Origin of the sequence: Nonomuraea sp. B10E15 (assembly GCF_039871615.1) — a bacterium.
Lineage (GTDB): Bacteria > Actinomycetota > Actinomycetes > Streptosporangiales > Streptosporangiaceae > Nonomuraea.
In genome coordinates this window covers 218,331-244,944 of sequence record NZ_JBDPMB010000012.1, presented here as the reverse complement: position 1 = coordinate 244,944, position 26,614 = coordinate 218,331, and the positions used below count along the sequence as shown (strand labels likewise).

General features: G+C 71.4%; 27 protein-coding genes. 16 read left to right on the top strand and 11 right to left on the bottom strand.

All coding sequences use genetic code 11. From position 1 onward, the window contains the following. Positions 1-35 precede the first annotated feature (35 nt). The gene (locus ABGB14_RS30140; RefSeq protein WP_347647205.1) at positions 36-1,166 is read right to left on the bottom strand and encodes an NAD(P)/FAD-dependent oxidoreductase; all 1,131 of its coding nucleotides are present in this window, start codon (positions 1,164-1,166) and stop codon (positions 36-38) included. A 50-nt stretch (positions 1,167-1,216) separates the two neighbouring features. Between ABGB14_RS30140 and ABGB14_RS30135 the strand changes: the two genes are divergently transcribed. The 3 genes from ABGB14_RS30135 to ABGB14_RS30125 all read left to right on the top strand — a co-directional run bounded on the left by ABGB14_RS30135 (position 1,217) and on the right by ABGB14_RS30125 (position 3,807). Beyond that, on the top strand, positions 1,217-1,780 hold the full coding sequence (locus tag ABGB14_RS30135) for a TetR-like C-terminal domain-containing protein (protein WP_347647204.1): 564 nt from the start codon (positions 1,217-1,219) through the stop codon (positions 1,778-1,780). 87 nt (positions 1,781-1,867) lie between these two features. After that, on the top strand, positions 1,868-2,242 hold the full coding sequence (locus ABGB14_RS30130; protein ID WP_347647203.1) for a hypothetical protein: 375 nt from the start codon (positions 1,868-1,870) through the stop codon (positions 2,240-2,242). Between the two features lie 92 nt (positions 2,243-2,334). Then, positions 2,335-3,807, top strand: a complete 1,473-nt coding sequence (locus ABGB14_RS30125; RefSeq protein ID WP_347647202.1) for a DUF2079 domain-containing protein — start codon at positions 2,335-2,337, stop codon at positions 3,805-3,807. On the opposite strand, the gene ABGB14_RS30120 is transcribed toward ABGB14_RS30125, so the two are convergent. Further along, positions 3,783-4,937 carry a glycosyltransferase family 4 protein gene (locus ABGB14_RS30120; RefSeq protein ID WP_347647201.1) on the bottom strand — a complete coding sequence of 385 codons (1,155 nt, stop codon included), beginning with the start codon at positions 4,935-4,937 and terminating at the stop codon, positions 3,783-3,785. The two genes, ABGB14_RS30125 and ABGB14_RS30120, sit on opposite strands and share 25 nt — an antisense overlap. 23 nt (positions 4,938-4,960) lie before the next feature. Between ABGB14_RS30120 and ABGB14_RS30115 the strand changes: the two genes are divergently transcribed. The 3 genes from ABGB14_RS30115 to ABGB14_RS30105 all read left to right on the top strand — a co-directional run bounded on the left by ABGB14_RS30115 (position 4,961) and on the right by ABGB14_RS30105 (position 10,558). Then, positions 4,961-5,779: a PIG-L family deacetylase gene (locus ABGB14_RS30115; RefSeq protein ID WP_347647200.1), complete on the top strand. Its 819-nt coding sequence runs from the start codon at positions 4,961-4,963 to the stop codon at positions 5,777-5,779. Positions 5,780-5,872: 93 nt separating this feature from the next. Next, positions 5,873-6,931 (top strand): lysylphosphatidylglycerol synthase domain-containing protein, encoded by a 1,059-nt coding sequence (locus ABGB14_RS30110; RefSeq protein ID WP_347647199.1) that lies wholly within the window; start codon positions 5,873-5,875, stop codon positions 6,929-6,931. Between the two features lie 252 nt (positions 6,932-7,183). After that, positions 7,184-10,558, top strand: a complete 3,375-nt coding sequence (locus ABGB14_RS30105; protein ID WP_347647198.1) for a BTAD domain-containing putative transcriptional regulator — start codon at positions 7,184-7,186, stop codon at positions 10,556-10,558. Here the strand turns inward: ABGB14_RS30105 and ABGB14_RS30100 are convergent. After that, positions 10,548-11,054, bottom strand: coding sequence for a hypothetical protein (locus tag ABGB14_RS30100; RefSeq protein ID WP_347647197.1), 507 nt, complete (start codon positions 11,052-11,054; stop codon positions 10,548-10,550). The genes ABGB14_RS30105 and ABGB14_RS30100 overlap by 11 nt on opposite strands. A 163-nt stretch (positions 11,055-11,217) precedes the next feature. On the opposite strand from ABGB14_RS30100, the gene ABGB14_RS30095 reads away from it, so the two are divergent. Further along, positions 11,218-11,748, top strand: coding sequence for a VTT domain-containing protein (locus ABGB14_RS30095; protein ID WP_347647196.1), 531 nt, complete (start codon positions 11,218-11,220; stop codon positions 11,746-11,748). Here the strand turns inward: ABGB14_RS30095 and ABGB14_RS30090 are convergent. Then, the gene (locus ABGB14_RS30090) at positions 11,745-11,972 is read right to left on the bottom strand and encodes a DUF1508 domain-containing protein (RefSeq protein WP_347647195.1); all 228 of its coding nucleotides are present in this window, start codon (positions 11,970-11,972) and stop codon (positions 11,745-11,747) included. The two genes, ABGB14_RS30095 and ABGB14_RS30090, sit on opposite strands and share 4 nt — an antisense overlap. A gap of 73 nt (positions 11,973-12,045) precedes the next feature. Here ABGB14_RS30090 and ABGB14_RS30085 point away from each other — a divergent pair, with 73 nt between their 5' ends. Beyond that, complete coding sequence (locus ABGB14_RS30085; RefSeq protein WP_347647194.1) at positions 12,046-12,885, top strand: serine hydrolase; 840 nt, start codon at positions 12,046-12,048, stop codon at positions 12,883-12,885. Between the two features lie 69 nt (positions 12,886-12,954). Here ABGB14_RS30085 and ABGB14_RS30080 read toward each other — a convergent pair whose 3' ends face one another. Beyond that, positions 12,955-13,317 (bottom strand): DUF4267 domain-containing protein, encoded by a 363-nt coding sequence (locus ABGB14_RS30080; RefSeq protein ID WP_347647193.1) that lies wholly within the window; start codon positions 13,315-13,317, stop codon positions 12,955-12,957. Positions 13,318-13,472: 155 nt separating this feature from the next. Here ABGB14_RS30080 and ABGB14_RS30075 point away from each other — a divergent pair, with 155 nt between their 5' ends. Beyond that, positions 13,473-13,805 (top strand): hypothetical protein, encoded by a 333-nt coding sequence (locus ABGB14_RS30075; protein ID WP_347647192.1) that lies wholly within the window; start codon positions 13,473-13,475, stop codon positions 13,803-13,805. A gap of 78 nt (positions 13,806-13,883) precedes the next feature. Here ABGB14_RS30075 and ABGB14_RS30070 read toward each other — a convergent pair whose 3' ends face one another. After that, positions 13,884-14,873: an NAD(P)-dependent alcohol dehydrogenase gene (locus ABGB14_RS30070; RefSeq protein WP_347647191.1), complete on the bottom strand. Its 990-nt coding sequence runs from the start codon at positions 14,871-14,873 to the stop codon at positions 13,884-13,886. 177 nt (positions 14,874-15,050) lie between these two features. On the opposite strand from ABGB14_RS30070, the gene ABGB14_RS30065 reads away from it, so the two are divergent. Further along, positions 15,051-15,716, top strand: coding sequence for a DUF2306 domain-containing protein (locus tag ABGB14_RS30065; protein WP_347647190.1), 666 nt, complete (start codon positions 15,051-15,053; stop codon positions 15,714-15,716). Here ABGB14_RS30065 and ABGB14_RS30060 read toward each other — a convergent pair. From ABGB14_RS30060 to ABGB14_RS30040, 5 genes are all read right to left on the bottom strand, one after another. Further along, a complete protein-coding gene (locus ABGB14_RS30060; RefSeq protein WP_347618790.1) occupies positions 15,706-16,362 on the bottom strand; it encodes a response regulator transcription factor in 657 nt (218 codons plus the stop codon). The two genes, ABGB14_RS30065 and ABGB14_RS30060, sit on opposite strands and share 11 nt — an antisense overlap. After that, entirely contained in the window at positions 16,359-17,489 is a 1,131-nt protein-coding gene (locus ABGB14_RS30055) for a histidine kinase (protein WP_347647189.1), read from the bottom strand. Before ABGB14_RS30055 ends, ABGB14_RS30060 begins: the two co-directional genes overlap by 4 nt. Before the next feature lie 52 nt (positions 17,490-17,541). Continuing rightward, complete coding sequence (locus ABGB14_RS30050) at positions 17,542-17,805, bottom strand: DUF4235 domain-containing protein (RefSeq protein WP_347647188.1); 264 nt, start codon at positions 17,803-17,805, stop codon at positions 17,542-17,544. 81 nt (positions 17,806-17,886) lie between these two features. Next, positions 17,887-18,699, bottom strand: coding sequence for an RNA methyltransferase (locus ABGB14_RS30045; RefSeq protein ID WP_347647187.1), 813 nt, complete (start codon positions 18,697-18,699; stop codon positions 17,887-17,889). Beyond that, positions 18,692-19,462, bottom strand: coding sequence for a DUF4184 family protein (locus ABGB14_RS30040; protein ID WP_347647186.1), 771 nt, complete (start codon positions 19,460-19,462; stop codon positions 18,692-18,694). Before ABGB14_RS30040 ends, ABGB14_RS30045 begins: the two co-directional genes overlap by 8 nt. A 225-nt stretch (positions 19,463-19,687) precedes the next feature. Here ABGB14_RS30040 and ABGB14_RS30035 point away from each other — a divergent pair, with 225 nt between their 5' ends. The 6 genes from ABGB14_RS30035 (at position 19,688) to ABGB14_RS30010 (ending at position 26,606) form a co-directional block, all read left to right on the top strand. Next, positions 19,688-20,242 (top strand): cation transporter, encoded by a 555-nt coding sequence (locus ABGB14_RS30035; RefSeq protein WP_347647185.1) that lies wholly within the window; start codon positions 19,688-19,690, stop codon positions 20,240-20,242. Positions 20,243-20,376: 134 nt separating this feature from the next. Continuing rightward, the gene (locus tag ABGB14_RS30030; RefSeq protein WP_347647184.1) at positions 20,377-22,149 is read left to right on the top strand and encodes a substrate-binding domain-containing protein; all 1,773 of its coding nucleotides are present in this window, start codon (positions 20,377-20,379) and stop codon (positions 22,147-22,149) included. Between the two features lie 110 nt (positions 22,150-22,259). After that, the gene (locus ABGB14_RS30025; RefSeq protein WP_347647183.1) at positions 22,260-23,837 is read left to right on the top strand and encodes a sigma-70 family RNA polymerase sigma factor; all 1,578 of its coding nucleotides are present in this window, start codon (positions 22,260-22,262) and stop codon (positions 23,835-23,837) included. A 293-nt stretch (positions 23,838-24,130) separates the two neighbouring features. Further along, positions 24,131-24,499: a hypothetical protein gene (locus tag ABGB14_RS30020; protein WP_347647182.1), complete on the top strand. Its 369-nt coding sequence runs from the start codon at positions 24,131-24,133 to the stop codon at positions 24,497-24,499. A 146-nt stretch (positions 24,500-24,645) separates the two neighbouring features. Next, positions 24,646-25,623 (top strand): GNAT family N-acetyltransferase, encoded by a 978-nt coding sequence (locus ABGB14_RS30015; RefSeq protein WP_347647181.1) that lies wholly within the window; start codon positions 24,646-24,648, stop codon positions 25,621-25,623. A gap of 149 nt (positions 25,624-25,772) precedes the next feature. Then, positions 25,773-26,606 carry a glycosyltransferase family 2 protein gene (locus tag ABGB14_RS30010; RefSeq protein ID WP_347647180.1) on the top strand — a complete coding sequence of 278 codons (834 nt, stop codon included), beginning with the start codon at positions 25,773-25,775 and terminating at the stop codon, positions 26,604-26,606. Positions 26,607-26,614 lie beyond the last annotated feature (8 nt).

Below are 26,614 nucleotides of genomic sequence, written 5' to 3'. Positions count from 1 at the left end.
CGAGTTGCTCTATATGCGACATCGTCAGGTCGCGCTCAGGACGCTGTCAAGAGGTATGTGCTGACTCTCCGCAACCACTTGACATACAGCCAGGTCGCGAACCGGTCGGGGAACAATCCGGCGAACGAGCCCTGCCTGTCGGTGATCGCGGTGGCGGCCAGCCGGGCGGGCAGGCGTACGACCTTCGACCTCGCCCGCTCGTACGCGCGCAGCGCGCCGGCCAGTTCGTCGCGACCGGGCCCGGACCCCAGGCCGCCGATCGCCGTACTCAGCAGCCAGGCGTCCTCCAGCGCCTGGTTGGCGCCCTGGGCCATGGTGGGCGGCATGGTGTGGGCGGAGTCGCCGGCCAGCGTGGTCGGCCCCTTGCCCCAGGCCGCGGCGAACGGCTGCTTGTGATGGGGGAAGAAGTCGATCTCGGTGATCGTCTCCAGAATGTCGGGCACCGGCTCCGCCCATCCGCGGAACCGCTCCCGCAGTCGCTCGGCCACGTCGGGATCGCCGTCCCAGAAGGGCCCGCCCGGCGCGGCCTTGACGTCGAACCACCACAACAGCCGGCCCCCGCCCGCCGGGATCAGCCCGCACAACCCCCGCGCGCCGGCGATCATCACGGCCCTGGCCTGCTCGGTGAGCGTCGTGGGCCTGGTGGTGAACCCCTGCCAGGTCACCCAGCCGCTCAGCTTCGCGCGGTCGCCGCCCCACAGGGCCTCGCGCACCGCCGAGCGCCGCCCGTCGGCCCCCACGAGCACGTCGCCGCGGACCGTACGGCCGTCGGACAGGCGCACCTCGGCCCGCTCGGGCACCACGTGCTCGGCGCCCACCCCGTAGGTCACCGGCATGCCGTCGGCGAGCAGCTCGACCAGGTCGCGGCGGGCCACGTGCACGCTCGGGTGGCCGTAGCGGCGTTCGGCCTCGGTCAGGTCGACGGTGAACAGCCTGCGCCCGTCGACGGCCCAGGACTCCATGGTCTCCAGGCGCCGCCCGGTCCCGGAGTAGTCGGCCTTGAGCTCGCGGAGGATGGCCGTGGCGGCCGGCCAGAGCGTGACCGAACCGCCGGCCGTACGCAGCTCGGGGGCCTCCTCGTAGATCTCGACCTCGTGACCGGCGTTGAGCAGGCCGCGCGCCACGGCGAGCCCCGCGACGCCCGCTCCGACCACGATTACCCTCATAGCAACCCCTAATTGTGAGACCGTTGATATCTGATATTGGGAGTATCATTATGTCTGCGCGTGGACGCAAGCCCGATCCCACGGTCGATCACCGCATCAGGCAGGCCGTGGCCGGGCTGGTGCTCTCCCAAGGCCTCGACTTCACCGTGGACGACGTCGCGGCGGCGGCGGGCGTGGGCCGGGCCAGCGTGTTCCGCCGCTACGCCAGCAAGCGCGACATGGTGCTCGAAGCCATCACCGGCCTCATGAACGCGCACGTCGCCATCCCCGACACCGGCTCGTTCGAGGGCGACCTGCGCGTGGTGGTCTCCGACACCCTCGCCCTCTGGCACCATCCCGACGTCGCGCGCCTGGCCAGGCAGGTCTTCGGCGAGGCGGGCCGGGACCCGGCGGTCGCCGAGATCATCCGTACCGGGATGCGCGCCAGGATGGAGCGCTCGTGGATCGTGTACGAGCGCGCGATCGAACGCGGCGAGCTGCCGCCGAACGCCGACCTCTGGATGCTTACCGATATGTTCGCCGGTTTCGTCGCTTACCGGGGGCTCCTGGATCTTCCCCTACCCGAGCCGGAGCAGATCGTGCAGGTCCTGCTGCACGGCTTTACGCCTGTCTGACGCCCGTGGTGTTAGTGGGGTGCAAGTGGCGGTCAAGTCGTGCCCCATAATGTTCCCTTCGTTAGCAAACCTACGAAGGGCACGGAAATGACTCCCCCACGCCGTCGTCTGGCCGTCGCGGCCGCGACGCTTACTCTTGCCGTCCTCACCACCGCCTGTGGTGCCCTGGGCAACGCCGTAGACTGCAACACCGCGGCCGGCGAGGCCAGCAAGATCGCCAGTGAGTGGAGCACCGCGGTCACGAAGAACGCCGCCGACACCGACGCGATCGGCACCGCGTCGCAGACCGCGGCCGACAAGACCAAGGAGCTCGCGGGCAAGTACGACGGTGAGGTCGCCGCCGCGCTCAACGACCTCGCGGCCGGGTTCGACTCCATGAAGGGCGGCGACCTGAGCTCGGTCTCCGAGTTCAGCGGCAAGGTGAACGGCTTCACCAGCAAGATCACGGCCGCCTGCTCCTAGCCGGGCGCACGGTCGCCGCTCCGCCCGTGGGGGGCGGTAAGGGGCGGCGGCCGTGTCCGGGTTCGGGCTGATCCGTTCTAGTCTTGCTCCCCGTGACGGGACAGACGCTCGAGACGCCGGTGGGGGCCGGCGGCGGCGACGTCCCGTCATGGAAGAGCCGGCTACCGGGCCACCGCGTGCGGGTGGGCGCCGTCGCGCTCGTCGCCGGGGTGGCCTACGCCGTGCTCGGCCTGGTCAAGCTCGCCACCTTCAGGGCCACCACGTTCGACCTGGTGATCGTGGACCAGGCGGTGCGCAACTACGCGGGCCTGCGGCCTCCGTACATCCCGGTGCGCGGCATGTTCGGCGGCCGGGGCATGGACTACGTCCAGCTCGCCGACCACTTCTCGCCCATCTACGCGGTGCTGGCGCCGTTCTACTGGATCCACGACGGCCCCGGGACGCTGGTCGTCGCGCAGGCGGCGCTGTTCGCCGCCGCGATCCCGTTCGTCTGGCTGTTCACCCGGCGCGTCCTCGGCACCTGGCCCGCCTACCTGGTCTGCGTCGCGTACGCGCTGTCGTGGCCGGTGGCGCAGGCGGTCGCGTTCGACGTGCACGAGGCCATGTTCGTCCCCGTGCTCACAGCGATCATGATCGAGCGTTACCACGCCGGACGCATGCTGCCCGCGTTCCTGGCGATGGCCGCCCTCCTCCTCGTCAAGGAGGACATGGGGCTCATGGTGATCGGCGCGGGGGCCTGCCTGATCGCTCTCGGCGACCGGTGGCGCGGCGTGCTGAGCGCGCTGCTCGGCCTCGGCGCCGTGCTGCTCGTGCGCGGGCTGACGATCTCGGTGTTCGGCGGCGACGCCAAGGACTACTGGGCCTACGGGCATCTCGGGGACGACCTGCCCGGCGCCCTCCTCGGCATCCTGCGTGACCCGCTCGCCGCGGTGCTGCTCGCCTTCAGCGAGGAGGCCAAGGTCGACACCCTGCTCCTGATGGTGTGGCCGACGTTGTTGTTGTGCCTGCTCTCCCCGCTGTCGCTGGTCGCGCTGCCGCACGTGCTCGTCCGCATGCTGGCCGACCGGCCCCAGTGGTGGCAGGCGGACTTCCACTACAGCGCGTTCACCGTGGTGATCCTGCTCTGCGCGGGCGTCGACGGCCTGTCGAGGCTGTTACGGCTGATCAGACGCTCCGGCGACCGCTCGCTCAAGCTGGCCTGGGCGGCGGGCGCCTGTGCGGTGGCGCTCACCCTGGTGCCCCGGTTCGCCCTCGACCAGCTCTACCATCCGGGCTTCTACACCGAGCCCAAGGCGGCCGCCGCCGCCGAGGCCGTCGCCAAGGTGCCCTCGGGGGTCACCGTCGAGGCCGCCAACTCCGTCGGCCCCGCGCTGACCTCGAGGACCACCGTCCTGCTGTGGGGGGCCACGCCGCACGGCGCGCCGTGGGTGGTGGCCGACACCTCCCGCTGGGAGTTCCCCTTCGGCTCGCCCGAGCAGCAGCTCGCCGCGGTCGGCGAGCTGGAGGCCCGGGGTTACGTGAAGGTGTTCGAGCGCGACGGCTACGTGGTGCTGCGGCGCGGCTGACCGGGCCCCTGACCGGGCCGCTCGCGGGAGCGGCGCATGGACCTCGCCTGCGCGTACGCCTGGTCGAAGCCCTCGATCACGGCCGGCCACGAGCCCGCGGCGGGCGGCGTGGCGCGGTTGTGCGCCGCGATGGACTCGCGCAGCTTCTCGTCGGCGCACAACCGCGCCACCGCGCGTGCCAGGTCGCCCGGCGTGCGCCCGAGCAGCCCCTCCGTGCCGTGCTTGACGAAGTCGGCGACCCCGCTCTGCGCCCTGGCCACCACGGGCAGCCCCGCCGCCCGCGCCTCGAGCGCCGCGATGCCGAACGACTCGCGCGGCGCCGGAGCCACGAAGACGTCGGCCGTCTCCAGGACCTTGGCGATCTGCTCACGGGTGTGCCGCCCGGGCAGCGAGACCCAGCCGGTCATGCCGTGTTTGGCGAGGAATCGTCCCATCTGGCCCCGTGCGGGCCCGTCGCCGACGATCGTGGCCCGCATGGGGATCTCGGAGGGGACCCGCGCGCGGGCCGCCTGCAGCAGCTTCAGCAGGCGTACGGGGTGCTTGCGCGGAGCCAGCCGCCCGACCGCGACGACATGCACCTCCTCGCGCGGGGCGGGCGGGCCTGGCGGCGGCGCCCAGCCCGACAGGTCGAGCCCGTTGGCGACGACGCGCACCGGCACCCCGGGCCCCGCCACCTCGCGGATGGGAGCCGCGGCGGCGTTGCTGACGGTGGTCGCCACCAGCCGCCACCGCTGCCAGCCGAACGCGAGCCGCAGCAGCCGGTAGAGGCCCCGCGTGACCGGATCCCACATGCTGTGCACGGTCACCACGCACGGCACCCCGGCACGCACCGCGGCCCGCGCGCCCATCCAGGCGAACGGCGAGACCGCCCCCGCGTGCACGTGGACCACGTCGGGCCGGACCGAGGCGAGCCGGCGCGTGAGATGCCCCACTCCGAACGGGTGCACGGGAAGGTCGAACGGCATCCTGGCGACGATCCTGTGCACGCCCGGCAGCGGCTCGCCCCTGGTCGCCGTGGCCACGGAGACGTCGTGTCCGGCCTCCCGCTGCATCCGCACGAGATCGGCGACCTGGACCTCGATCCCCCCGAGTCGCGGCAGGTAACAGTCGCTCACGTGAAAGATCCGCACCCCTCCCAGACTAATCTGGGCGTGTGCCTCCACGTACCGCTGTGTTCTTTCATGCCCACCCCGATGACGAGGCCCTGCTGACGGCGGGCACCATGGCGATGCTCGCGGCCGAGGGGCACCGCGTGGTGCTCGTGGTGGCCACGGCGGGCGAGCGCGGCCTGGCCGAGATGGAGCCGGGAGAGGCGCTCGGCGAGACCAGGCTCAAGGAGCTCTACGCGTCGGCCGCGCTGCTCGGCTGCGCCCGCGTGGAATGCCTGGGTTACGGCGACTCGGGGCTGAGCCCTCAGGGCGGCAGCGCGGACGAGCGACCCGACAACGCCTTCATCGACGCCGACACCGAGGCGGCGGCCAAGGCGCTGGCCGCGATCCTGCAGGAGGAGGAGGCCGAGCTGCTGGCGATCTACGACCCGGCGGGCGGCTACGGCCATCCCGACCACGTGCAGGTGCACCGGGTGGGCAAGCGGGCGTCGAAGATCGCGGGCACGCCGATCGTCCTGGAGGCGACGGTCAACCGCGATCCGCTCGTCAGGCTGCTGCGGCTGGCGAGCCGCTTCTACCGGTTCCCGCCGGAGTTCGACGTGCGGACGTTCGAGAGCGCGTACTCGGCGAGCGAGACGATCACCCACCGCGTCAATGTCCGGAAATATGCGAAACAGAAGCGGGCGTCCATGGCCGCGCACGCCTCGCAGGCCAGCGGCGGCGACAGCGACCGCACCCTCGCCGTCATGCTGAAGGTCCCCCGCCCTCTCTACCGCCTGGTCTTCGGCACGGAGTGGTACGTTCGCCGTGACCTCCCTCCCGGCGCCCGCCTCACCCATCCGTTCGACCGGTGGCCGACCTAGTCCCCCGCCGGAGTTCCCCCGCAGTTCTCCGAAGTTCCCCGAAGTTCCCCCGAACGACGAGCGCCGCCGCGTCACCCGTCAGACTGGATCCCGATGAAGAACAAGTGGCTCCAGATCGCCCTGTCCGTCCTGTCGCTCGGGCTGGCCGTGCTGCTCGTGGTCTACCTGCCTCAGATCGTGCGCGCGCTCACCGGCAAACCGGTCTCCTGGGCCGAGATCGGCGCCCTGTTCGCCGCCCTCGGCGCGGGCGAGATCGCGATCATGGCCGTGCTGTGGCTGCTGAGCCTGGTGGCCTACACGTTCGTGCTGACCAACTCCCTGCCGGGGCTGAACAACCTGCAGGGCCTCACGCTCAACGCCGCGGGCAGCGCGGTGAGCAACCTCCTGCCGTTCGGCGGGGCGGTCGGCGTGGCGGTGTCGTTCGCCATGACGAAGGGATGGGGCTTCTCCAACCGCTCGTTCGTGGTCATGACGCTGGTCAGCGGCATCTGGAACACGTTGTTCAGGTTCATCCTGCCGGCCGTCGGGATCATCGCGCTGCTGATGGCGGACGAGGCGCCCAACGCGACGGTCGCCAAGGCGGGCTGGACGGGCGCGATCTCCATCCTCGTGCTCTGCGCGGTCGTGGCCGCGGCGCTCTACTGGGAGCGCGCCGCCACGCTGCTCGGCCGGGCGCTCGACGGCCTCACCAAGGTGCTGCGGGTGAAGTTCCACGCCTCCGCGGCCTTCCACCGGCTGCGCGCCGACACCGCCGGCGTCGTCAGGACCCGGTGGCCCGGCCTGTCGCTCGGCATGATCTTCTTCCTCGGCTTCCAGTGGGCGATCATGGCCGCCTGCATGCAGGCCACCGGCGCCTGGCCCGGCCTGGCCGAGTCGATCGCCGTTTTCGCGCTGTCGAGGGTCCTGACCAGCGCCCTGATCACGCCCAGCGGCGCGGGGATCATGGAGAGCGGCGTGGCCGCCCTGCTGATCGCGTTCGGGGTGCCGGGCACTCCCGCGATCGCGACCGCACTGCTTTTCGGCTTCTGGACTTACACTATCGAGATCCCGTTCGGCGGCCTGGCACTGGGCGCATGGGCGCTCCTGCGCCGGCGAAACGGCCGAGACGCCGAGGCGGAGCCCCCGTCCACGATCTCGAAGGCCCCCTCTTGACCACCGCTCCGGCCCGCTCGGCCGAAGACGTTCCGCGACCCGGATCGAGCCGTCCGCCGCGCCCGGCGGCCGGTCGGCACGCGCTCCAGGTCACTGCACCACGACCACGAGGTGAACACCATGTCCTGGCACCCTGCAACGACTCACCGCATCGGGGGACGCGGTTTCCAAGCGGAGGTAGATCGGTGACAATCCCAAACCCAACAAAGACCTTGTGCGTGATTCGCAGGCCCGCATAGCGTGGCGGCTGACATGGTGGCGTTCCGAGTTCTGGGGCCAGTCGAGGCGTACGAACACGACGACGAGCTCGACCTCGGCGGGTTGCGGCAGCGGGCCGTCCTCGCCCGGCTCCTCGTGGCCAGAGGCCAGGTCGTGCCCGTTGACACGCTTCTTTACGACTTGTGGGACGACGATGCGGCCAAGGGCGCGCAGTCGGGCCTGCAGGTCTACATCTCGCGCCTGCGCAGGGTGCTGGAGCCCGGCCGCCCGCGCGGCGGCCCCAACCGGCTGCTCGTGACGGTCGCGTCCGGCTACGCGCTGCGCGTGGCCTCCGACCAGGTCGACGCGCTCAGGTTCGAGCAGCTCGTACGCGCGGCCGGCGAGCACCTCGACGAGGGCGATCCGCAGGCCGCCCGCGGCCGCCTGGAAAAGGCGCTGGGCCTGTGGCGCGGCACCCCCTACTCCGACTTCGCCGACCAGCCGTGGGCGGAGGCCGAGGTCAACCGGCTGACCGAGCTGCGCCTCGTGGCGCGCGAGCGGCACGCCGACACCGGCCTGCGGCTCGGCATGCACGCCGAGACCGTGCCCGACCTCGAGGCACTGACCACGGAGCATCCGCTGCGCGAGGAGGGCTGGCGGCTGCTGGCACTGGGCCTCTACCGCTGCGGCCGGCAGGGTGACGCGCTGGCCGCGCTGCGCAGGGCGCGCAACATCCTGGCCGACGAGCTGGGCATCGACCCGGGCCCGGCGCTGCGCAAGCTGGAGTCCGACATCCTGGCCCAGTCGCCCGAGCTGGAGCTGGCCGCTCCGGCGCGGCCCGCGCGGCAAGCGCCGGTCACCGACACCTGGCCGCCCCGGCCGGCCACGCCCGTCGACCCGCCGCCGCTGGAGCCCGAGCCGTTCGTCGGCCGCGACGCCGAGCTGACCAGGCTGACCACGGCGGCCTCCCGCACCGGCAGGTTCCAGGTCGCGATCGTGACCGGGGTCGCGGGCGCGGGCAAGACCACCCTGCTGCGCCAGGTGGAGACCCGGCTGGCCGGCGACGGCTGGATCGCCGCCTCCGGGGCCTGCCCCGACTCCAGCGCCACCCCGCCCGGCTGGGCGTGGGTCGAGATCCTGCGCGCCCTCATCGGCGTGACCGGCGCCGGCGAATACGCCCAGCTGCTCGCGCCGCTGCTCGACGACGCCGCCCCCGACCCCGACGAGGACGAGGTGTCCGGCGGCTTCCGGCTGCACCGCGCGGTCGGCGGCTACCTGGCGGGGGTCGCGCGCAGGTCGCCCGTGCTGCTGACGCTCGAAGACCTCCACTGGGCCGACGACCAGACGCTGGCCCTGCTGCGGGCGCTGCCCAGCCTGCTGGCCACCAGCCGGGTGCTGCTCGTGGTGACGTGCAGGGAGAGCGAGCTCGACGACCGCCAGTCCGACGTGCTGGCCGCCCTCGCCCGGCTCGGCCCGGTCCGCGTGGGCCTGTCGGGGCTCGACCCGAAGGCCGTGGCCGAGCTGGTCAAGGCCACCTGCGTGCGCGAGATCGACGATGACGCGGTCGAGTCGATCGTCGAGCGCACCGGCGGCAACCCGTTCTTCGTCCGCGAGACCGTGCGCCTGCTCGACTCCGAGGGCGCGGCCGACCGGGCGAGCGCCACCGAGGTGCTCTCGCAGGTGCCCTCCGGCGTGCGCGACGTGCTGCGGCGGCGCATCTCACGGCTGCCGTCCGGCGCGCAGCAGATCCTGCTCCAGGCCGCCGTGATCGGCCGCGACGTCGACCTCGACGTGCTCATCGCCGTGGCGGGCGACGAGGACGCCGTCATCGAGGCCGTCGAGGCGGCACTGCTGGCGGGCCTGGTGACCGAGCCGGGGCCCGGGCTGCTCAGGTTCGACCACGACCTGGTGCGCGACACGATCTACTCCGACGCGTCCCGGCTGCGCCGCACCCGGCTGCACGCGGCCGTGGCCGCCGTCATCGAGGAGCGCACTCCGTCCGACGTGGCCGCGCTCGGCCACCACTACTTCCTCGCCGACGCGGCCGAGAAGGCCGTCCACTACGCGGGGCTGGCGGCCGAGCAGGCCGAGCGGCGCTTCGCCCACCGCGAGGCGGCCACGCTGTGGGAGCAGGCCATCGCCGCGTTCGACCGTTCGCGCAACGACGAGCCGGGCGGCGCGCAGACGCCGGAGCGCACCAAGAAGCGGCTGGCGCTCATGCTGCGCCAGATCAGGGCCCTGGCGCTGTGCGGCGACATGTCGGCGGCCAGGGTGCTGCGCCGCCAGGCCATGGACACCGCGCTCCCGCTGGGCGACCTCGAGATCACCGCGAAGGTGGCCGCCTCGCTGGCCGTGCCGCACAAGGGCATGGCCCGCGACTTCACCCGCACCGCGTGGGAGATCGTCGACGTCACCGAGCGGGCGCTCATGGAGCTGCCCGAGGGCGAGCAGCGGCTGCGGGCCAGTCTGCTGACCACGCTCGCCCTGGAGCTGGAGGGCTCCTCCTCCCCCGAGCGAGGCCGGCAGGCGTCGCTGGAGGCGCTGGAGCTGGCCAGGCAGAGCGGCGACTCCGCGCTGATCGCGGCCGCGCTCAGCGGGCGGCTGCGCCAGTCGTACGACATCCCCGCGGTCGACACGCGCGAGAGCATCGGCAGGGAGCTGCTGGAGGTCGCCCAGCGCTCCGGCCAGATGGCCACGCAGGCGCTGGCCCATCTGGTGCTGCTGGAGTGCGCGGCGGCCAGGGGTGAGTTCGCGACCGCCGACGAGCACGCCGCCGCCGCCGACCGCCTGGCCAAGCAGTACGACCTGTCGGCGCCGGCCGCGGTCGTCGTCTGGTACGCCGGCCAGCGGCTCATGATCGCCGGTGACTACGCCGGCGCCGGGCGGGCCTACCGCGACGCGGCCAGGATGACGGAGCGGGCCGGCATGCTGGAGGGCCGCCAGGACCTGCCGCTGATCACGACGTTCTGCCTGCACCTGGTCGACGGCCGGGCCGCCGGGATGGTCGACCAGCTCGCCGAGGCCCACCTGCGGGGCGCCAAGTGGACGCTCGACGCCTACGCCCTCGCCCTCGCCTCGGCGGGCCGTCTCGACGAGGCCAGGGCCGTGGCCGCCACCCGTCCGCCGGTGCGTCCCGACTTCCTCTACGAGCTGGTGATGACCTGGCGGGCGCTGGCCGGCATGTTGCTGGACGACCGGGAGCGGATGGTCGACTGCTACGACAAGCTCAAGCCGTTCGCCGACCGGGTGGCGGGCGCCGGCACCGGCGTGGTGGCGCTGTGGCCTGTCGCTCTGACGCTCGGCGACCTCGCCATCCGCCTGGGGCAGCCCGACGCCGCGCGCGACCACTATCACAAGGCCCTCGAGGTGGCCGGGCGGGTCGGCGTGCCGCGCTGGGTGGAGGCGGCGCGGCAGTCGGTCAACAGCTGACCTGGAATCGCTCGCTCCTGATGGTCTCGGCGCCCTCGACGGCCAGCTCGACGCGGTACCACCCGGGGTTGCCCGAGACGTGGGGCCGCCACTCGACGGTGCTAGCGGCGGCGGCGAAGCCGCCGTGGTCCACCAGGTAGGTGCGCCAGGCCCGGCTCGCGGGGCTCCAGCGGGTGAGCCGCCAGCCGTACGTCACGGCCTGGTCGGGGTCGGGGTTGACGACCACGCTCCGGGCCACGTACGGGTCGGCGCAGCCGGCGCCACCGCCGACGGAGACCTCACCCGCCCTGGCGGCGGGGGCCGTCCGCCTGGTGGGAGCGGAGATGGGACTCTCGCGGGCCGACAGGGTGATGGTCGTCACGGGCTCGGTGGCCGAGATGGCGTTGTGGTAGGCGGAGAAGCCGACGTAGGCGCTGGTGAACGCGAGCGCGGCCACGAAGAGCTTGACCGTGTTCGCGGTGCCGCTGGCGAGGGCGGCTGCGCTTCTCGTCGTCATCGTCAACACCTCTTTCGCCTCCGCCATAGAGTGAGGCAGGGCGGTTGAGTCCCGCTTGTCGGCTGGTTGCACCCGTTGCGGGAGACTTGCAGCCGCTGTGGCAGGCAAGCGGGACTTTGATTAAGGTAAGGCTGACCTAAGGCATTGGGAGGGGTGGCTGCGGATGGTACGTGCGATCGCCCCCGTCTCCGACGGCATCGCCGAGCCGTTCTGGCTCGGCCTCCCCTACTGGCTCGTCGGCGCCATCCTGATGCTCGCCCTGTTCGGAGCGTTCCAGGTCTACTACTGGGTGGGCCGCAAGCTCGGCGAGAAGCTCTACGAGTCCCGCGTCGGCGTCAAGCTGGGCCGCGAGCGCATCACGAAGATCGAGCAGGTCGTCGAGAAGTGGGGCGCGCTGGCCGTCTACGGCTGTTTCTGGGTGCCCATGTTGCGCCACACGTTGCCGTGGGTGGCGGGGGCGCTGCGCGTGTCCTACCCCTGGTACGTCGTCGCCAGCGCGCTGGGCTGCCTGACCTGGGCACCGCTGTGGTGGTTCGGCGGCACGGCGATCGTGTGGGGGTGGCTGCAACTGGCCGCCGCCTCGCCCCTCGCCGCGGCCGCCGTGGCCGTGGTGGCCGTCGCCGCCGTGGCCGCGCTCGTAATCCGCCGCCGGCGGCGCCGCCGGGCCTCCGAGGACGAGGCCCTGGTCTCCTAGGTCTCCTGCCCGCTCCGGTCGTCGATGACGGCCTCGGGGGCGTTCCTGCGTACGGTCTCGATGCCGTTCACGCAGGCCACCTTGGTCGGGAATCCCGCGCCGACCGCGAGCGTCTGCCCGTTGTTCGCCACGAGCGCGAAGCGGTAACCGCCCTGTTCGTCCTTGCTGATGATGAACCTGCCTGCCATGGCCGCCGCCCCCGTCATGTCGGATCTATCAACCATTTACCCGTGCCAGATCCATACCTATGGCCGTGTCAGGCAAACGAACCCTTGATCTCCTGACACCATGATTGCCATGCGTATCGCCGGTTTCATGGGTTCTGTCGTGGTCACTGTGCTGGTCGGGGTCGCCACCCCTGCCGTGGCGGCGGACGAGCCCGCCGTGGCGGCCAAGGCGGCGTACGTCATCGACTCGGCCGGGACGATCCACCTCGACAAGCGCGAGACGCGCCGGATGCCGGTCGCCAGCCTCGTCAAGATCATGACCGCGTACGTCGTGCTGCGCGAGGCCAGCCTGAGCGACACGGTCAGGATCTCCGCGACCGACGTGGCGTACGCCGCACGCAACGGCGCCGCGACGGCGGGCCTGCGCAAGGGCGAGCGCTTCACGGTCAGGGACCTGCTGTACGCCCTCATGCTGCCCTCGGGCGCCGACGCGGCCAACGCGCTGGCGCGGCGCTACGGCCCGGGCAAGACCGCCTTCGTCGCCAAGATGAACCGCACCGCCCGCTCGCTCGGCCTGGACGACACCCGCTACACCAACGCCGACGGCATGCCCACCCCGGGCAACGGCGGCTACTCGACGGCCGCCGACCAGGCGAGGCTGGCCCAGTGGGCACTGGACGACGACACGTTCACGACCGTGGTCAGGCGCACGGTCCACAGGGTGGCGAAGACGAAGGTGCACCGGGCGCACACCTGGCACAACACCAACAAGCTGCTCACGCGCGCGGACGGGGTGCTGGGCGTGAAGACCGGCTACACGAGGGCCGCGGGATACTGCCTGCTGTTCGCGGGCGTACGCGGTGGCGAGCAGGTCGTGGGCGTGCTGCTGAACGACAGCTCGGCGGAGCGCCGCTTCACCACGGCCGAACGGCTCCTCGACTACGCGGGCGACCGGATCGCCCTCGGCTGACGGACCGGCCCTCGGCGTCGCTCCCGGCGGGTCGGAGTGGCCATGGTGCGCCCGGGGCTGACGGCGCGCTCAACTCAGGAGCAGCAACAGCGCCGCAGCGACGGTGACCGCGGCGGTGCCGCCGTGCATGCCGTACGCCAGCGCCGGGTGGCCGCCGCGGCGGGCCACGATGATCGCGTCGCCCAGCGGGATGACCGCCATGGCCAGGAAGGCCCAGCCCAGGGTGCGCGGTTCGCCGAGGGCGAGCAGGACGAAGATCAGCAGTGCGGTGGCGAGGTCGCGCACGGCCTTGACGGAGAAGTAGGCGCCGGCGGCCGTACCGGGCACCCCGAAACCCGCGGCGGCGGACTCGGGCACAAGGAGGAAGCGCAGGCTGATCACGATCAGTCCGGCGCCGATGAGCGCGGCGATCACGTACGCGGTGGCAACCATGGCATGCATTCCAAGCTTCGGTCATTGACAGGTACTCCAGTCACCGTAGTTTAGCAATGACCAGACTTCTAGCAATGCTAGAATCAATCTGGGGCACATCTCTCTCGCACCTGAGGACAGTAGGGTTGGCCTTCACCCCCTCGAAAAGGATGACCATGGCGGAATTCATCGAGGTCCGCGCGACGATCGAGGGCCACGAAAGGGCGGCCGTGCTGGCCAACGGCATCCTCCGCGCGGGACTGGCCACGTCGATCGACATAGCCGAGACGCCACGCCCGACCGCCCGCCACGACGAGATCAGCTGGGAGCTCACGCTCATCACGACCGCGTGGCAGGCTCCCGCGCTCGAACGCCACATCAGGGAGACGGGCCTCGACAGCGCCATCGTGAGCCGTCCGGTCGTCGCCGACCCCGGCAGTCACCTTGACCGGCACCCTGACCTGCGCCCTTACCGGCACACTGACCGGCTCAACGAAGAGCAGCCCTGAGAGGTGCACGGCGGGAAGGCCGAACGGCGCCCGGCGCACGGCCCGGGGACGACGACACGGTCCCACGGCCCCGGACTCCTAGTCGCCGACCGTGATGACGACCTTTCCGGGAGCGTGCCCGGCCTCCTGGTACGCGACGGCCTCCGGGATGCGCTCGAACGGGAAGCTCCGGTCGATGACGGGCGAGACCTCGCCGCCCTCGAGGAGCTCGGTCAGCGCCAGCAGGTTCCGCTTGGTGTCCTCGCAGTTCACCACGTCCGCGGACGACACCCGCTGGGACACGAACGGCCCCGCGGCCAGCACCGAGAAGACGTGCCCGGCGGGCTGCAACCACCGGCCGGCCTGCCCGCCGACGGCGACGAGCGCTCCCCTGCCGGTCAGCACCCGCCGGCAGGCCGATCCCGGGCGGCTTCCGGCGATGTCGATCAGCACGTCGTAGCGCTGCCCGTTCCGCGTGAAGTCCTGCCGGGTGTAGTCGATGACCTTGTCCGCGCCGATCGACCGCACCATGTCCACGTTGCGCGAGCTGCAGACGCCGGTGACCTCGGCGCCGTACGCGCGGGCGAGCTGCACGGCGAACGTGCCCACGCCGCCCGAGGCCCCGTTGACGAGCACCTTGTGCCCTGGCTGCACCTGCCCGTGGTCGCGCACGGCCAGCAGGGCGGTGCCGGCCGCCAGGGGCACCGCCGCGGCCTCCTCGTACGACAGGTTCCTGGGCTTGGGCGCCAGCATGCGCTCGGGAACGCAGGCGTACTCGGCGAAGCCGCCCTGCAGGGGCATGCCGTACACCTCGTCTCCCGGGCTGAACTCCGTCACGTTCTTGCCCACCGCCGCCACCTCGCCGGCCACGTCGGCGCCCAGGATGCCGACCTTCGGTCTGCGCAGGCCGAGCTCGCCGATCAGGCGGGCGACGATCGGCTCGCCTCTCATCAGATGCCAGTCGTAGGGCTGGACGGAGGTGGCCCGCACCCGGACCAGCACCTCGTCGTCACCGGGCTCCGGCTTGCCGAGCTCCTTGAGCTCCAGGACGTCGGGTGAGCCGTACGAGCGCAGAACGAACGCCTTCATGGGATGCTCCTCGTGCCGTTGGTGACGCCGGTCGCGTACCACCACGAACGTCAGTGTGAACAGCCCTGCACGAGGGCGTAACAGCCGAAAGTACGACCTTCCCGTCAGCCGTTCGGACGCCCGGAACCGGTCCTGAAAGGCGATGACCGCGACCGCTCGCGCGGCCACGATCGGGGCATGACCCACGAGAGCACGACGATCACGCGCCTCGGGGCGGGCAGGGCGACCTGGCTCGCGCGCACCGGGCTGATCGCGCTCGGCTTCGTCCCCCTTCTCGCGGGGGCGATCCGCCTGACCGAGCTGACCGGCGGCGCCGAGGTCACGCCGGACAACGCGCGGTTCTTCGCCGCGCCGCTCCCCGTGGCCCTGCACATCGTCGCCGCCTGCCTGTACAACCTGCTGGGCGCCTTCCAGTTCGGCGGGCGGTGGCGGCCGCGGCGGCATCGCGTGCTCGGCAGGATCCTGGTCCCGCTGGGGCTCGTGGCGGCGCTGACGGGCCTGTGGCTGACGCTGTTCTCCGCCCTGCCGCCCGGGGACGGTGGCCTCCTCGCCGCCTTCCGGCTCGTGTTCGGCACGGTCATGGCCGGATCCCTCGTGCTCGGCGTCGCCGCGGTCCTGCGCCGGGACATCGCCCGCCACCGCGCCTGGATGATGCGCGCGTACGCGCTCGGCCTGGCCGCGGGGTCGCAGGCGGTGACGCAGGCGCTCTGGTTCCTCTTCGTGCCCGCTCCCCCTGATGGGACCGGCAGGGCGCTGCTCGTGGGCGCCGGCTGGGTGATCAACCTCGCCGTGGCCGAGTGGATCGTCAGGAGGCGGCGGGCGGGCCGCCCGGTCAGGGCCTGACGCGGCGGGTCTCGTAGGCCCACATGGCGATCTCGACGCGGTTGCGCACGCCGAGCTTGGTCATCAGGCTCGCGATGTGGCTCTTCACGGTGCTGAGCGAGATGTGCAGCTCGGCGGCGATCTCGCTGTTCGTCCGGCCGCGCGCCACGGTGAGCAGGATCTGCTCCTCGCGGTCCGTCAGCGCCTCGACGGGCTGCGCCGGCGGGGTGCCGCGTCCCGAGTCGGCGAAGGCGGCGAGCAGCCGGGCGGTGACGCTCGGGGCGATGAGGGCGTCGCCGCCCGCGGCGGCGCGTACGGCCTGGCCGAGCAGGTCGGGGCCGGCGTCCTTGAGCAGGAATCCGCGGGCGCCGGCCCTGAGCGCGGCGTAGACGTACTCGTCGAGGTCGAACGTGGTGATGACGACCACGGCCAGCGGGGCGTCCACGGCCGGCCCCGCGACGGAGCGGGTGGCCTCGATGCCGTCGAGGTGGGGCATGCGGATGTCGAACAGGCACACGTCTGGACGTAACCGGCGCGCGAGCTCGACGGCCCGCCGCCCGTCGCCGGCCTCGCCGACGACCTCGATGTCCGGCTGGGCGTCCAGGATCATCCTGAGCCCGGTGCGCGCGATCTCCTGGTCGTCTGCGACGATCACCCGGATGCTCACGTCGCCGCCCCTGCCCTGGGCAGGACGGCGGTCACGGTCCAGCCGCGTTCGGGGCCCGGGCCGGCCTCGCAGGTGCCGCCGAGCAGGTCGGCGCGCTCGATCATGCCGAGCAGCCCGTAGCCGGGCGAGTCCGCCTGGCGCGGCGAGGCGGTGTCGCCGTCGTCGCTCACCCGTAAGCGCACCGACGTGTCGTCGGCGGCCACCAGGACGTCGATGCGGGTGGCGTGGCGGGCGTGCCGCCGCGCGTTGGTGATCGATTCCTGGGCGATGCGGTAGATCGCGGCCCCGACCGACGGGGAGAGGCCGTCGAGATCTCCGGCGAGCCGCACGTCCACGGACGGGCCGACGCGGCCCTTGCCGGCGAGTTGCCGCAGGTCGGAGATGTGCCGGCTGGGCGCCAGCTCCGCCGGCTCGTTCCTGCGCAGGACGCGCACCATGGCGCGCATCTCGGCGAGGGCGCGCGTCGCCTCGGCCTCGATCACGCGCAGCGCGTCGGTGGCGGCCTCCGGCCGGTTCACCGCCGTCGCCAGGCCCGCCTGGGCGCGGATCGCCATGGCCGAGACGTGGTGGGCGACGATGTCGTGCAGGTCGCGGGCCAGTTGTTCGCGTTCGAGCAGCTTGACCTGGTCGAGCTCGCGCATCCGCGCCCGCGCCCGGTAACGCAGCGCCCCGCCGAGCGCCATGGCCGAGAAGAGGACCGCGAACGCGCCGACGGCGTCGGCGGGGGCGAGCGGCGCGCCGGCCAGCGAGAAGCGCACGCCGGGGAGCATGACCGCCAGCCCGATCACGACCTCGCGGCCGGACCCCCAGCGGAACAACGAATAGACCAGGATCAGCACGAACACCATCGTGTACGCGTCGGGGCGACCGCCGTCCATGAACAGCGGGACCACGCTCGAGGTGGTGAAGGCGATCACGACCATCAGCAGCGGCCGCGTCCTGCGCCAGAGCAGCGTGGGCACCAGCACGACGGTGACGATCACCGAGACGGCCCGCCACGGCATGTCCGGCCGCACGGCTCCTTCGAGCAGGGCGAGCGACAAGAGCACCCCTACGAGCGCCCAGTCCCGCCGGCCCCGCGCGGGCGGGCTGGGGGGAGGGGGCTCGTTCCACACGGAGCGAAGCACGCCCTCATCGTACGAGAGTCCGCCCCGCCGGGGACCGGTCATGGAGCGTTCGTCAGACCTTCGCCCGGCCCTGGATCGACCTGCGCCGGAACGTCTTCGCGCTCGCCCGGTGCACCATGGCCTTGATGAGGCCGAACAGCGCCCCTTGCAAGGCCGCGGCGACCAGGATCTCCGTCAGGTCGCGCTCGAGGTCCTCGGCGTCGGGCGAGTCGTCCTCGCCCGCGGCCAGCTTCCACATCCGGCGGAACAACAGGGTCGCCAGCGCGCCGCTGAGCACGCCCATGCCCAGCGAGGTGGCCTTCTGTACAGGGTGCATCTCCGTCTCCTCACGACGGTTTCGCCGTGCCCCGTGTGCGCGTCCTAAACGCGTCCCGGCCGAGCCACCCGGGATGAGACGTCAGGGGGACGAGCGCATCAGCCCGTGACAGGCGATGGCCGCGGCGGCCACGACGTTGAGGGAGTCGACCCCGGCGGCCATGGCCTCGGCGCTCATGGGGATGCACACGGCCTGGTCGGCCTCCTCCAGCCAGTGGGACGAGAGCCCGTCGCCCTCGGCTCCCAGCAGCAGCGCCACCCGGCCCGCGGCCCTGACCTCGTCTATGGGGACGGCGGTCTGGTCCGGGGTCAGGGCCAGGGTCCGGCAGCCCGCCTCCCGCAGGTGCGCGAGCCCTTCGAACCAGTCGTCCATCCGCGCGTACGGGATCGAGAACACCGCACCCATCGACACCTTGACCGCCCTGCGGTAGAGCGGATCCGCGCACCGGGGCGAGAGGATGACGCCGTCCACGCCGAGCGCCGCCGCGGACCTGAAGATCGCCCCGACGTTGGAGTGGTCGACCAGGTCCTCCAGCACGAGCAGGCGCCGCCCGCCCCGCTTGAGCAGGGTTTCGACGCCGGGCAGGGGCAGGCGTTCCATCGAGGCCAGCGCCCCGCGATGGACCTGGAAGCCGGCGATGCCGGACATGATCTCGTCGCTCACCACGTAGACGGTGGCGTCGCCGAGCACGTCCTGCAGCGGCGCCAGCCAGCGGCGGGTGGTCAGGACCGAGCGGATCGGGTAGCCGGCGCCGATGGCGCGCCTGATGACCTTCTCGCCTTCGGCGAGGAACAGCCCGCGCTCGGCCTCCAGGCTCTTGCGCAGCTCCACGTCCCTGAGCCGGGTGTAGTCGCTCAGGCGCGGGTCGTCGGGGTCGGTGACGTACTCAAGCACCTTCCGATACTGCCATGCGCCGCCTGACCTGCCAGACCACCGCGTAGCAGGTGAGGACGAGGCACAGTCCGATCAGGGTGCCCGCGCCCGTCTTGGTGAGCACGCTGGGGACGCCCAGTTCCGGGCTCGGCTCGTCCACGAGCGGCCACAGGAGGGCGCCCGCCACCGTGCCCGCCGCGCACGCGGCCAGGGCCGACCACCGTGCGCGTGGCGAGATCCGCAGGCGGCCGGGCACCGGTTCGGCGGGCATCCTGGCCAGTCCGCGCCGGCCCCACCACACGACGACGGCCAGCCCGATCGCGGAGGAGGCGTACTGCAGGAGGCGGAAGAGCGGGATCTCGCCGAAAAGGGGGTCTCCGAGCCGGCCGCCCCATTCCACGACCCCGGTGGAGTGGGTGAAGGAGTCCCAGAGCACGTGAGAGGCGGCGCCGATCACCGCGCCCGCGGCGATCGGCAGGAGCCTGAGCCGTTCGGGAGCCAGCAGCGCGGCGCGGCCGGCGAGCGCGGCGGGCAGGAGGGCGACCAGCGGGTCCCTGAACACGACGTGGAAGAGCGGCAGCAGCACGAGCACCGCGGCGAGGTCGAGAGTGACCACACCCGGCCAGGAGTGCCAGTCGGTGTAGTCGGGCAGGAACGGCAGGAACAGCGGCAGGTCGGGCGCCATGGCCCCCAGCGCCAGCGCCCACGGGTCGGCGAACCTGCGCACCCGGGAAGATGCCAGCAGCGGCACCACCGCGGCGATGTGACTGGGCGTGAACGGCAATCGTCTCCCCCCATCTGACGATCTTCGTCCATTATGCGCCGAACCTTGAACATCCTTTGCTCCCGCACTCTAGAGTTACGGAGAGTAGTGGGTACGGTACGTAGCGCTGTCGACGGCCGGAAGCCGGGAGTTCGGGGGTTCATGGTGCCTGACCAGCGGATTCGTGAGCATCCGGCCGCGTCAGCAGACTGGTTGCGCGCCGCTCGCGCGGCTCGCTCACTCTCGGTGGCTACGCTCGTCTGGCTGGGCGTGGAAAGCACGCTCGGCCTGGCGGCGGGCCTCGTGGCACACTCCGTCGCGCTGATCGGATGGGGCCTGTGCGCCGTGGTCGAGGCGGCGGCCAGCATGATCGTGGTGTGGCGGTTCACCGGCGCCCGCACGCTGTCGCCGAGCGCGGAGACCACCGCCAGGCGGGCGGTGGCGGTGAGCTTCTGGCTGCTCGCGCCCTATCTGGTCATCCACGTGGCGTACGACCTGGGCGCGGGGCACCGGGCGGTGCCGAGCGTGCTGGGGATCGTGGTGACGGCGGTCAGCCTCGTCAGCATGCCGCTGCTGGGCATCGCCAAGCGGCGGCTCGGCGCGCGGCTGGCGTCGCCGTCGACGGCGGGCGAGGGCACGCAGAACCTCATCTGTGCCGCCATGGCGGCGGGCGTGCTCGCCGGATTGTGGCTCAACACGATCGGCTGGTGGTGGGTCGACCCGGCCGTCGCGGTCGCCCTGGCGGTGGTCGCCGTACGCGAGGGAAGGCGCGCCTGGCGCGGTCACGCATGCTGCCATTGAAGGCAACACACCGTAATCAACGCACCAAAAGGGCTGTTTAACCACACTGACCGCACCGAGTATCGTTCCCGGAGTATTGCGGAGCTTCTCCCGCTAGGGTCTCCGGAAGGTTCCTACACACCTAAGAGGGCATCGTGGGGCGACACCGCACAGACGATCTCGACGGCGGATACCGGGCCAGCGAACCTCCACCCCCGCGCAAACGATCCGGCAACGGTCGCGGCAGGGTGCTGGTGCCGCTGGCGGGCGCCGTCGCGATGGCCGTGCTCCTCGGCGTCGCCGCGTTCGTCATCTTCAACAGGAACCACGACTGCTCCAGCGGCAAGCTGCCGCTGCGCGTCGTCGCGACCCCCGACATCCACCCCGCGCTCAACAAGATCGCCGGCAACTACAACAAGGCCATGCACTCGATCGACAGCAAGTGCGTCGAGGTGACGGTGGCCAAGCAGGCGGCGGCGAAGACCGCGAACGCGCTGGCCGCGGGCAAGATGCCGGCCGACTTCTGGGTGGCCGACTCCAGCCTGCTGATGGAGAGCATGCGCCAGACCTCGGCAGGCAAGGCGCTGCCGCAGGTCGAGGGGTCGATCGCGACCTCTCCCGTGGTGCTGGCGGCGGCCGAGTCGGCCGCGCAGAAGCTCACCGGCACCCTGCAGCCGAGCTGGAGCGCGATGATCGCGGCGGCGAACGTCGCGAACGTGGACGGGCCCGGCAAGAAGGTACGCGTGCTGGCCCTCGACCCCCAGAAGAACTCCGCCGGGCTGGCCGCGCTGCTGGCCGCCGCCGGCACGGCCAGGGAGGCCAAGCAGGACAAGGCGCTCGTGGGCGCGCTGAAGGAGCTGTCCGGCCAGCTCGCGCCCGACCCGACGGCGCTGCTGGCCAGCCTCACGGTGAAGTCCAGCAGGGTGCCCGTCGGGGTGACCTCCGAGCAGGCCATCCACGCCCACAACGCGAAGAAGCCGGAGGCGCCGGTGGTGGCGCTCTATCCGAAGGAAGGCACGCTCAGCCTCGACTACCCCGTCACGATCCTGACCAAGGACCCGGCGGTGCTGAAGGCGGCGGCGGACTTCAAGCAGAACCTGACGACGGAGTCGGCCGGGAAGATCCTGCGCGCCGCCGGGTTCCGCGGCACCGACGGCAAGGCGGGCGACGCGCTGTCGGAGGAGAAGGGCTTCACCGCCGACCCGCCGACCGCGCTGGAACCGCCCGACACCGCGACGGTGGCCAGGATGGTGCAGACCTGGTCCAGGCTGAACCTCGGCTCCCGGCTGCTCACCCTGCTCGACGTCTCGGGAACGATGGCGCTGCCCGTGCCCGGCACGAACATGACCCGCATGCAGGCCATCAACAAGATCGCGACCGAGGGGCTCGCGCTCTTCCCCGCCGACTCCGAGGTGGGTCTGTGGACGTTCTCCACGCATCTGGACGGGCGGGACAAGGACTGGAAGGAGCTGGTCTCCGTCGGGCCGCTCTCCGAGTCGATCGACGGGGCGCTGCGCAAGGAGGCGCTGGCCACGACGTTCTCCCAGATCCAGGCGAAGCCCACGGGCGACACCGGGCTGAACGACACGATCAGGGCCGCCTACGCCGAGCTGACCAAGACGTTCCGGCAAGACAAGATCAACACGCTGCTGATCCTCACGGACGGCGCCGGCAACGACGATCCCGACGGTGGCGTCAAGAACGCCGAGATCCTGCGGTACCTGAAGAAGACCTACAACCCGAAGCGGCCCATCAGCATCCTGCTCATCGCGTTCGGCCCGGAGGCCGAGAAGGGCAAGCGGCAGATGGACGCGCTGGCCAAGGCCACGGGCGGCGAGGCGTACATCGCCAAGGACATCCTGCAGGTCCGCGACTTCTTCCTGCAGGGCATGGAGCGCCGCCTCTGCTCCCCCAACTGCGACGGCTGAACCCGCCCACCCTCATAACCGTTCGGCATGGTGGGCGAACCGGCTCAAAGGGGGCGGCGTCCTCTCCGCGTGGGGCTGAGTAGCCCGTACCACCCGCGGGGAGGGAATCCGTGCCTGGATGGCCGAGCGTCGACCGTACCGACGATCAGGAGCTCGTCGAGGCTCTGCGGCGCGCGGACACCGACGCCCCCGCCAGGCTGTACGACTCCTACGGCGAGCGGCTGCACGACTACGCCTGCTCGCTCATCGAGGAGCGGGAGGTCGCCGGGGACGCCGTGCACGACGCGCTCGTCACCGCGCAAGGATGCGCGGACCGGCTGAAGGAGCCCGCCAGGCTGCGGGCCTGGCTGTACGCGCTGGCCCGGTTCCAGGCGCAGGCCAGGATGTCGCACCGGAGCGGCACCCCCGTGGAGGGCCTGCCGCTGCCGGAGCCCGGCGACCACGACGACCCCGAACTGGCCGACCTGGTCCACGAGACGCTGGGCGAGCTGAGCAGGAACGAGCGCGAGGTCCTGGTGCTGTCGCTGCGCCACGGGCTGACCCCGGCCGAGGTGGGCGCGGTGCTCGGGCTGACCTCGCGGCAGGTGACCGCCAGGCTGGGCCGCGCCCGCGACCACCTGGAGAACGCCGCCGCCGCCGTGGTGCTGGCCAGGACCGGGCGGGCGCACTGTCCTGACCTGTCGGCGATGGTGGACTCGTGGGAGGGGCCGCTCACCCCGCTGCTGCGCCGGCGGCTGTCGGGGCACATCGGCGGGTGCGAGGTGTGCACCGAGGGCCGGCACCGGCAGATCTCGGCCCTTCGGCTGCTGGACATGGTGCCGGTCGTCTTCGCGCCGCTGTCGCTGCGCCGCCGGGTGGTCGACACGTGCGTCAACCCGGAGCGCGACCAGACCCGTACGTTGATCACCGACCGCGGCGACAGCTTCGACCGGACGGGGTTCCCCGTGGCCGCCGAGGGCCGCTCGCGCCGGCGCAGGCCGCGCCGGCTGGCGCCGGTCGCGCTGGCCGGGGCCTGTCTGCTGGCCGCGACGGGCGCCGTGGTCGTGATCAACGGGCGGGACGTCTCCAGCGGCGCCGCGCTGCCGCCGGCACCGTCCCCCGCGCTCTCCGTGGCGCTGAGCCCCGATCCCGAGCCCGTTCTGGAGGAGGAGGACGAGCCGGCGCTCTCGCCGACGCCGACGCCGACCCGGACGCCGACCCCGGGCGCGACCCGGCCGGACAGGCGCGCGCCGAGCGGGCGGCCGGTCGCCACGCGGCCCCGCACCAGGCCCGCCCCCGCTCCCACGGCCTCCCGGCGCAGGCCCGCGCCCGGCCCGCGGCTCGTCGCGTCGTGCCCGGAGGGGATGGACGGCCTGGCCAGGATCGGGCTCAGCGCCCGCAACGCCCCGGTCTCCTGGGTGGCCACCGCCTCGCAGGGCCTGGACGTGCACCCGGCGAGCGGGTCCATCAAGGCGGGCGGCTCCGTGCGGGTGGTGGTGACGGCCGTCGATCCGACCGTGTCCGGCCGTGGCCGCGTCGCCTTCACCTCGAACGGCGGCACCAGATCCTGCTCGTTGTCCTGGGTGGCCGACCAGCGGCCGCCCGCCTCCGACGCGCCGGACGGCGACGTGCCCACGGAGATCACCGAGCCACCGGAGACGCCCACCGCCGGTGCGGAGAGCTCCTCCGTGGACACCATGGACGAGTGAACGGGTCATCGTCGTACCAAGCGCTGGTAGATCGGTGCTTAGTCGACAATTGGGCATAATTCGGGCCCTGGCTCGAAGATCCCCTGCCTCATAGGGCATTCTGGTGTGCTTGGGGACCACTCCGGGGCCGAAGAGCGCTTGACCATGTGTTGAAGTTCACATGAGAAATCTCAGCCCGAGGGTGAACCGGTCAGCGTCACCAAGCGTCGGCATTGACGTGCCCAGGCGCTGATTGGTCCCATGAACTGCGATCAAACACGCCCCGACCAGGAAGATCAGGAGAAATCCAGGAGATGCTCAAGCACCGCAGAGCGCTGGCGTGGGTGCTGGCGTTCGCCTGCATAGCGGGGGCGACAGTCGCGCTGTTCGACATCGAGACACCGCTGCGCCCGTTCTTGATCTCCCTGTTCCTGCTGTTCGTTCCTGGGGCCGCAGTGGTGGGACTGTTGCGTGATCGTGATCCCCTTGCCGCACTATCAGTAGGGGCTGCCGCAAGTCTCGTACTGAACGTGCTTCTCGCGCAGGCCATGCTGCTGTTCAACGCGTGGTCGCCGAGGGCCGGTGTGGCGACCGTCGCCGTGCTCGGAGGGTTCATGTACGTGCTTCGCGTGTTGTACCGGGGGAAGAGCATGCAGACCGAACAGGGGGCCAGGGCAAGGTGAACATCCAGGTAGTTCGGCCGGGAGACCTCGGAGACTCCGAACGCGCCCGGTGGCGGGAGCTGCAGAAGGCGGACCCGGGTCTGGACAACCCGTTCCTTTCCGTCGAGTTCGCCGTCGCGATGGACCGTTTGCGCGACTACGTGAGGGTGGCGGTCATCTCCGACGGCGGCGGCATCGCCGGCTTCTTCCCGTACGAACGGCACAGCTTCGGCATCGGCAAGCCGCTCGGCGGCTTCCTGACCACCTGCCACGGCCTGATCGCCACGCCGGACCTGGAGCTCGACGCCAAGGCGCTGTTGCGGGCCTGCAAGCTCAGCGTGTTCGACTTCGACCATCTGGTGGCAGGGCAGCCCACCTTCGCCCCCTACGAGCAGGATGTCCGCCCGGCCCCGGTCATGGACTTCACCTCGGGGTTCGAGGCCTGGATCGACCAGGTCAAGGCCAACTCGCCGAAGAACCTCAAGACCGTCCGCTACAAGGAGCGCAAGCTCGGCAGAGACCAGGGAGAGCTGCGCTTCGCGTGGGCCTCGCCCGACCCCGAGGTGCTGCGCACCCTGCTGGCCTGGAAGTCGGACCAATACCGCAGGACCGGCCGGGTCGACAGGTTCGCCCAGCCGTGGATCGTCGAGCTGACGGAAATGATGCATGCCGAAAAGTCATCTGATTTCGGAGGCGTGCTCACCATGCTTTATGCGGGCGACACTCCGGTGGCTGGACATTTCGGCCTCCGTACGGCCACCACGCTTGTAGGGTGGTTCCCCGCCTACGACACAGAGTTCGCCCGTTATTCGCCGGGCATCGTCCATCATCTCCAGATGGCCGAGGCCGCCGCGAACGACGGGCTGCACATGGTCGACATGGGCAAGGGCGGCAAGGAGTACAAAGACTGGCTCAAGAGCGGGGTCCTGTACGTCGCAGAAGGCCGCATCTCGAGACCGTCCGCGACCGCGGCGGTGCACTGGATCGGCCGAACTCCTTTCAACAAGGCCCGAACAATTGTCATGGACCGACCGTCTCTTTATAAGGCGGCCGACCGTGTCCTCAAGGGCTTTGGTCGGGTGCGCACCTCAGTGCAACAGCAGGAGTCACCCAATGTAGTCAAGGAAGCATCGGGAGCGAGCTGACCGCTCCCACCCCCGGCACCAGCACCTAACACCCTCACTCTCCACACAGGACCCCCAATGCACCGCCCACCGGTTTCGTCATTCCCGCAGCACCCGGGGATGGCCTCGTCCGGTTCGCACGACGGGGTCCCGGAAGGAATTCCCTCGCCATGAGTCCCGAGATAACCAAGCACAACGGCAAGCTCCAGGCCGGACCCCTGCGGTCGATGCCGCCACCGTCGAGCTTCACGCCCGTGACGCCGCACCTGGCCATCTCACCGACGGTCAGCGTGGTCGTGCCGGCGATGAACGAGGCCGAGAACCTGCCGCACGTCTTCGCCACCATCCCGCAGTGGGTCGACGAGATCGTGCTGGTCGACGGCAACTCCGTCGACGACACGGTCGCCGTGGCCAGGCGGCTGCGGCCCAACGTGAAGGTCGTGACCCAGACGGGCAAGGGCAAGGGCGACGCCCTGGCCGCCGGCTTCGCGGCGTGCACCTGCGACATCATCGTGATGATCGACGCCGACGGCTCGACCGACGGCCGCGAGATCATCAACTTCGTGGGCGCGCTGGTGACCGGCGCCGACTTCGTCAAGGGCTCGCGCTACGCCGCCGGCGGCGGCAGCGACGACCTGACGCTCAACCGCCGTCTGGGCAACAAGGTGCTCACCGGCATCGTCAACGTGATGTACCGCACCCAGTACACCGACCTGTGCTACGGCTACAACGCCTTCTGGGCGCGCCACCTCGACGTGCTCGACCTCGACTGCGACGGCTTCGAGGTGGAGACGCTGATGAACGTGCGCGCGGCCAAGGCCGGGCTGAAGGTGCACGAGGTGCCGAGTCACGAGCGTAACCGCATCCACGGCGAGAGCAACCTGCACGTCGTACGAGATGGCTTCCGTGTGCTCAAGACCATCCTGAAGGAGTGGCGCCGCCAGCCCTCTCCGCCCCAGCCTGAGCCCACCGCCACTCCTGCCGCTGACCGAGGCGTCGCATAAAAAGGACC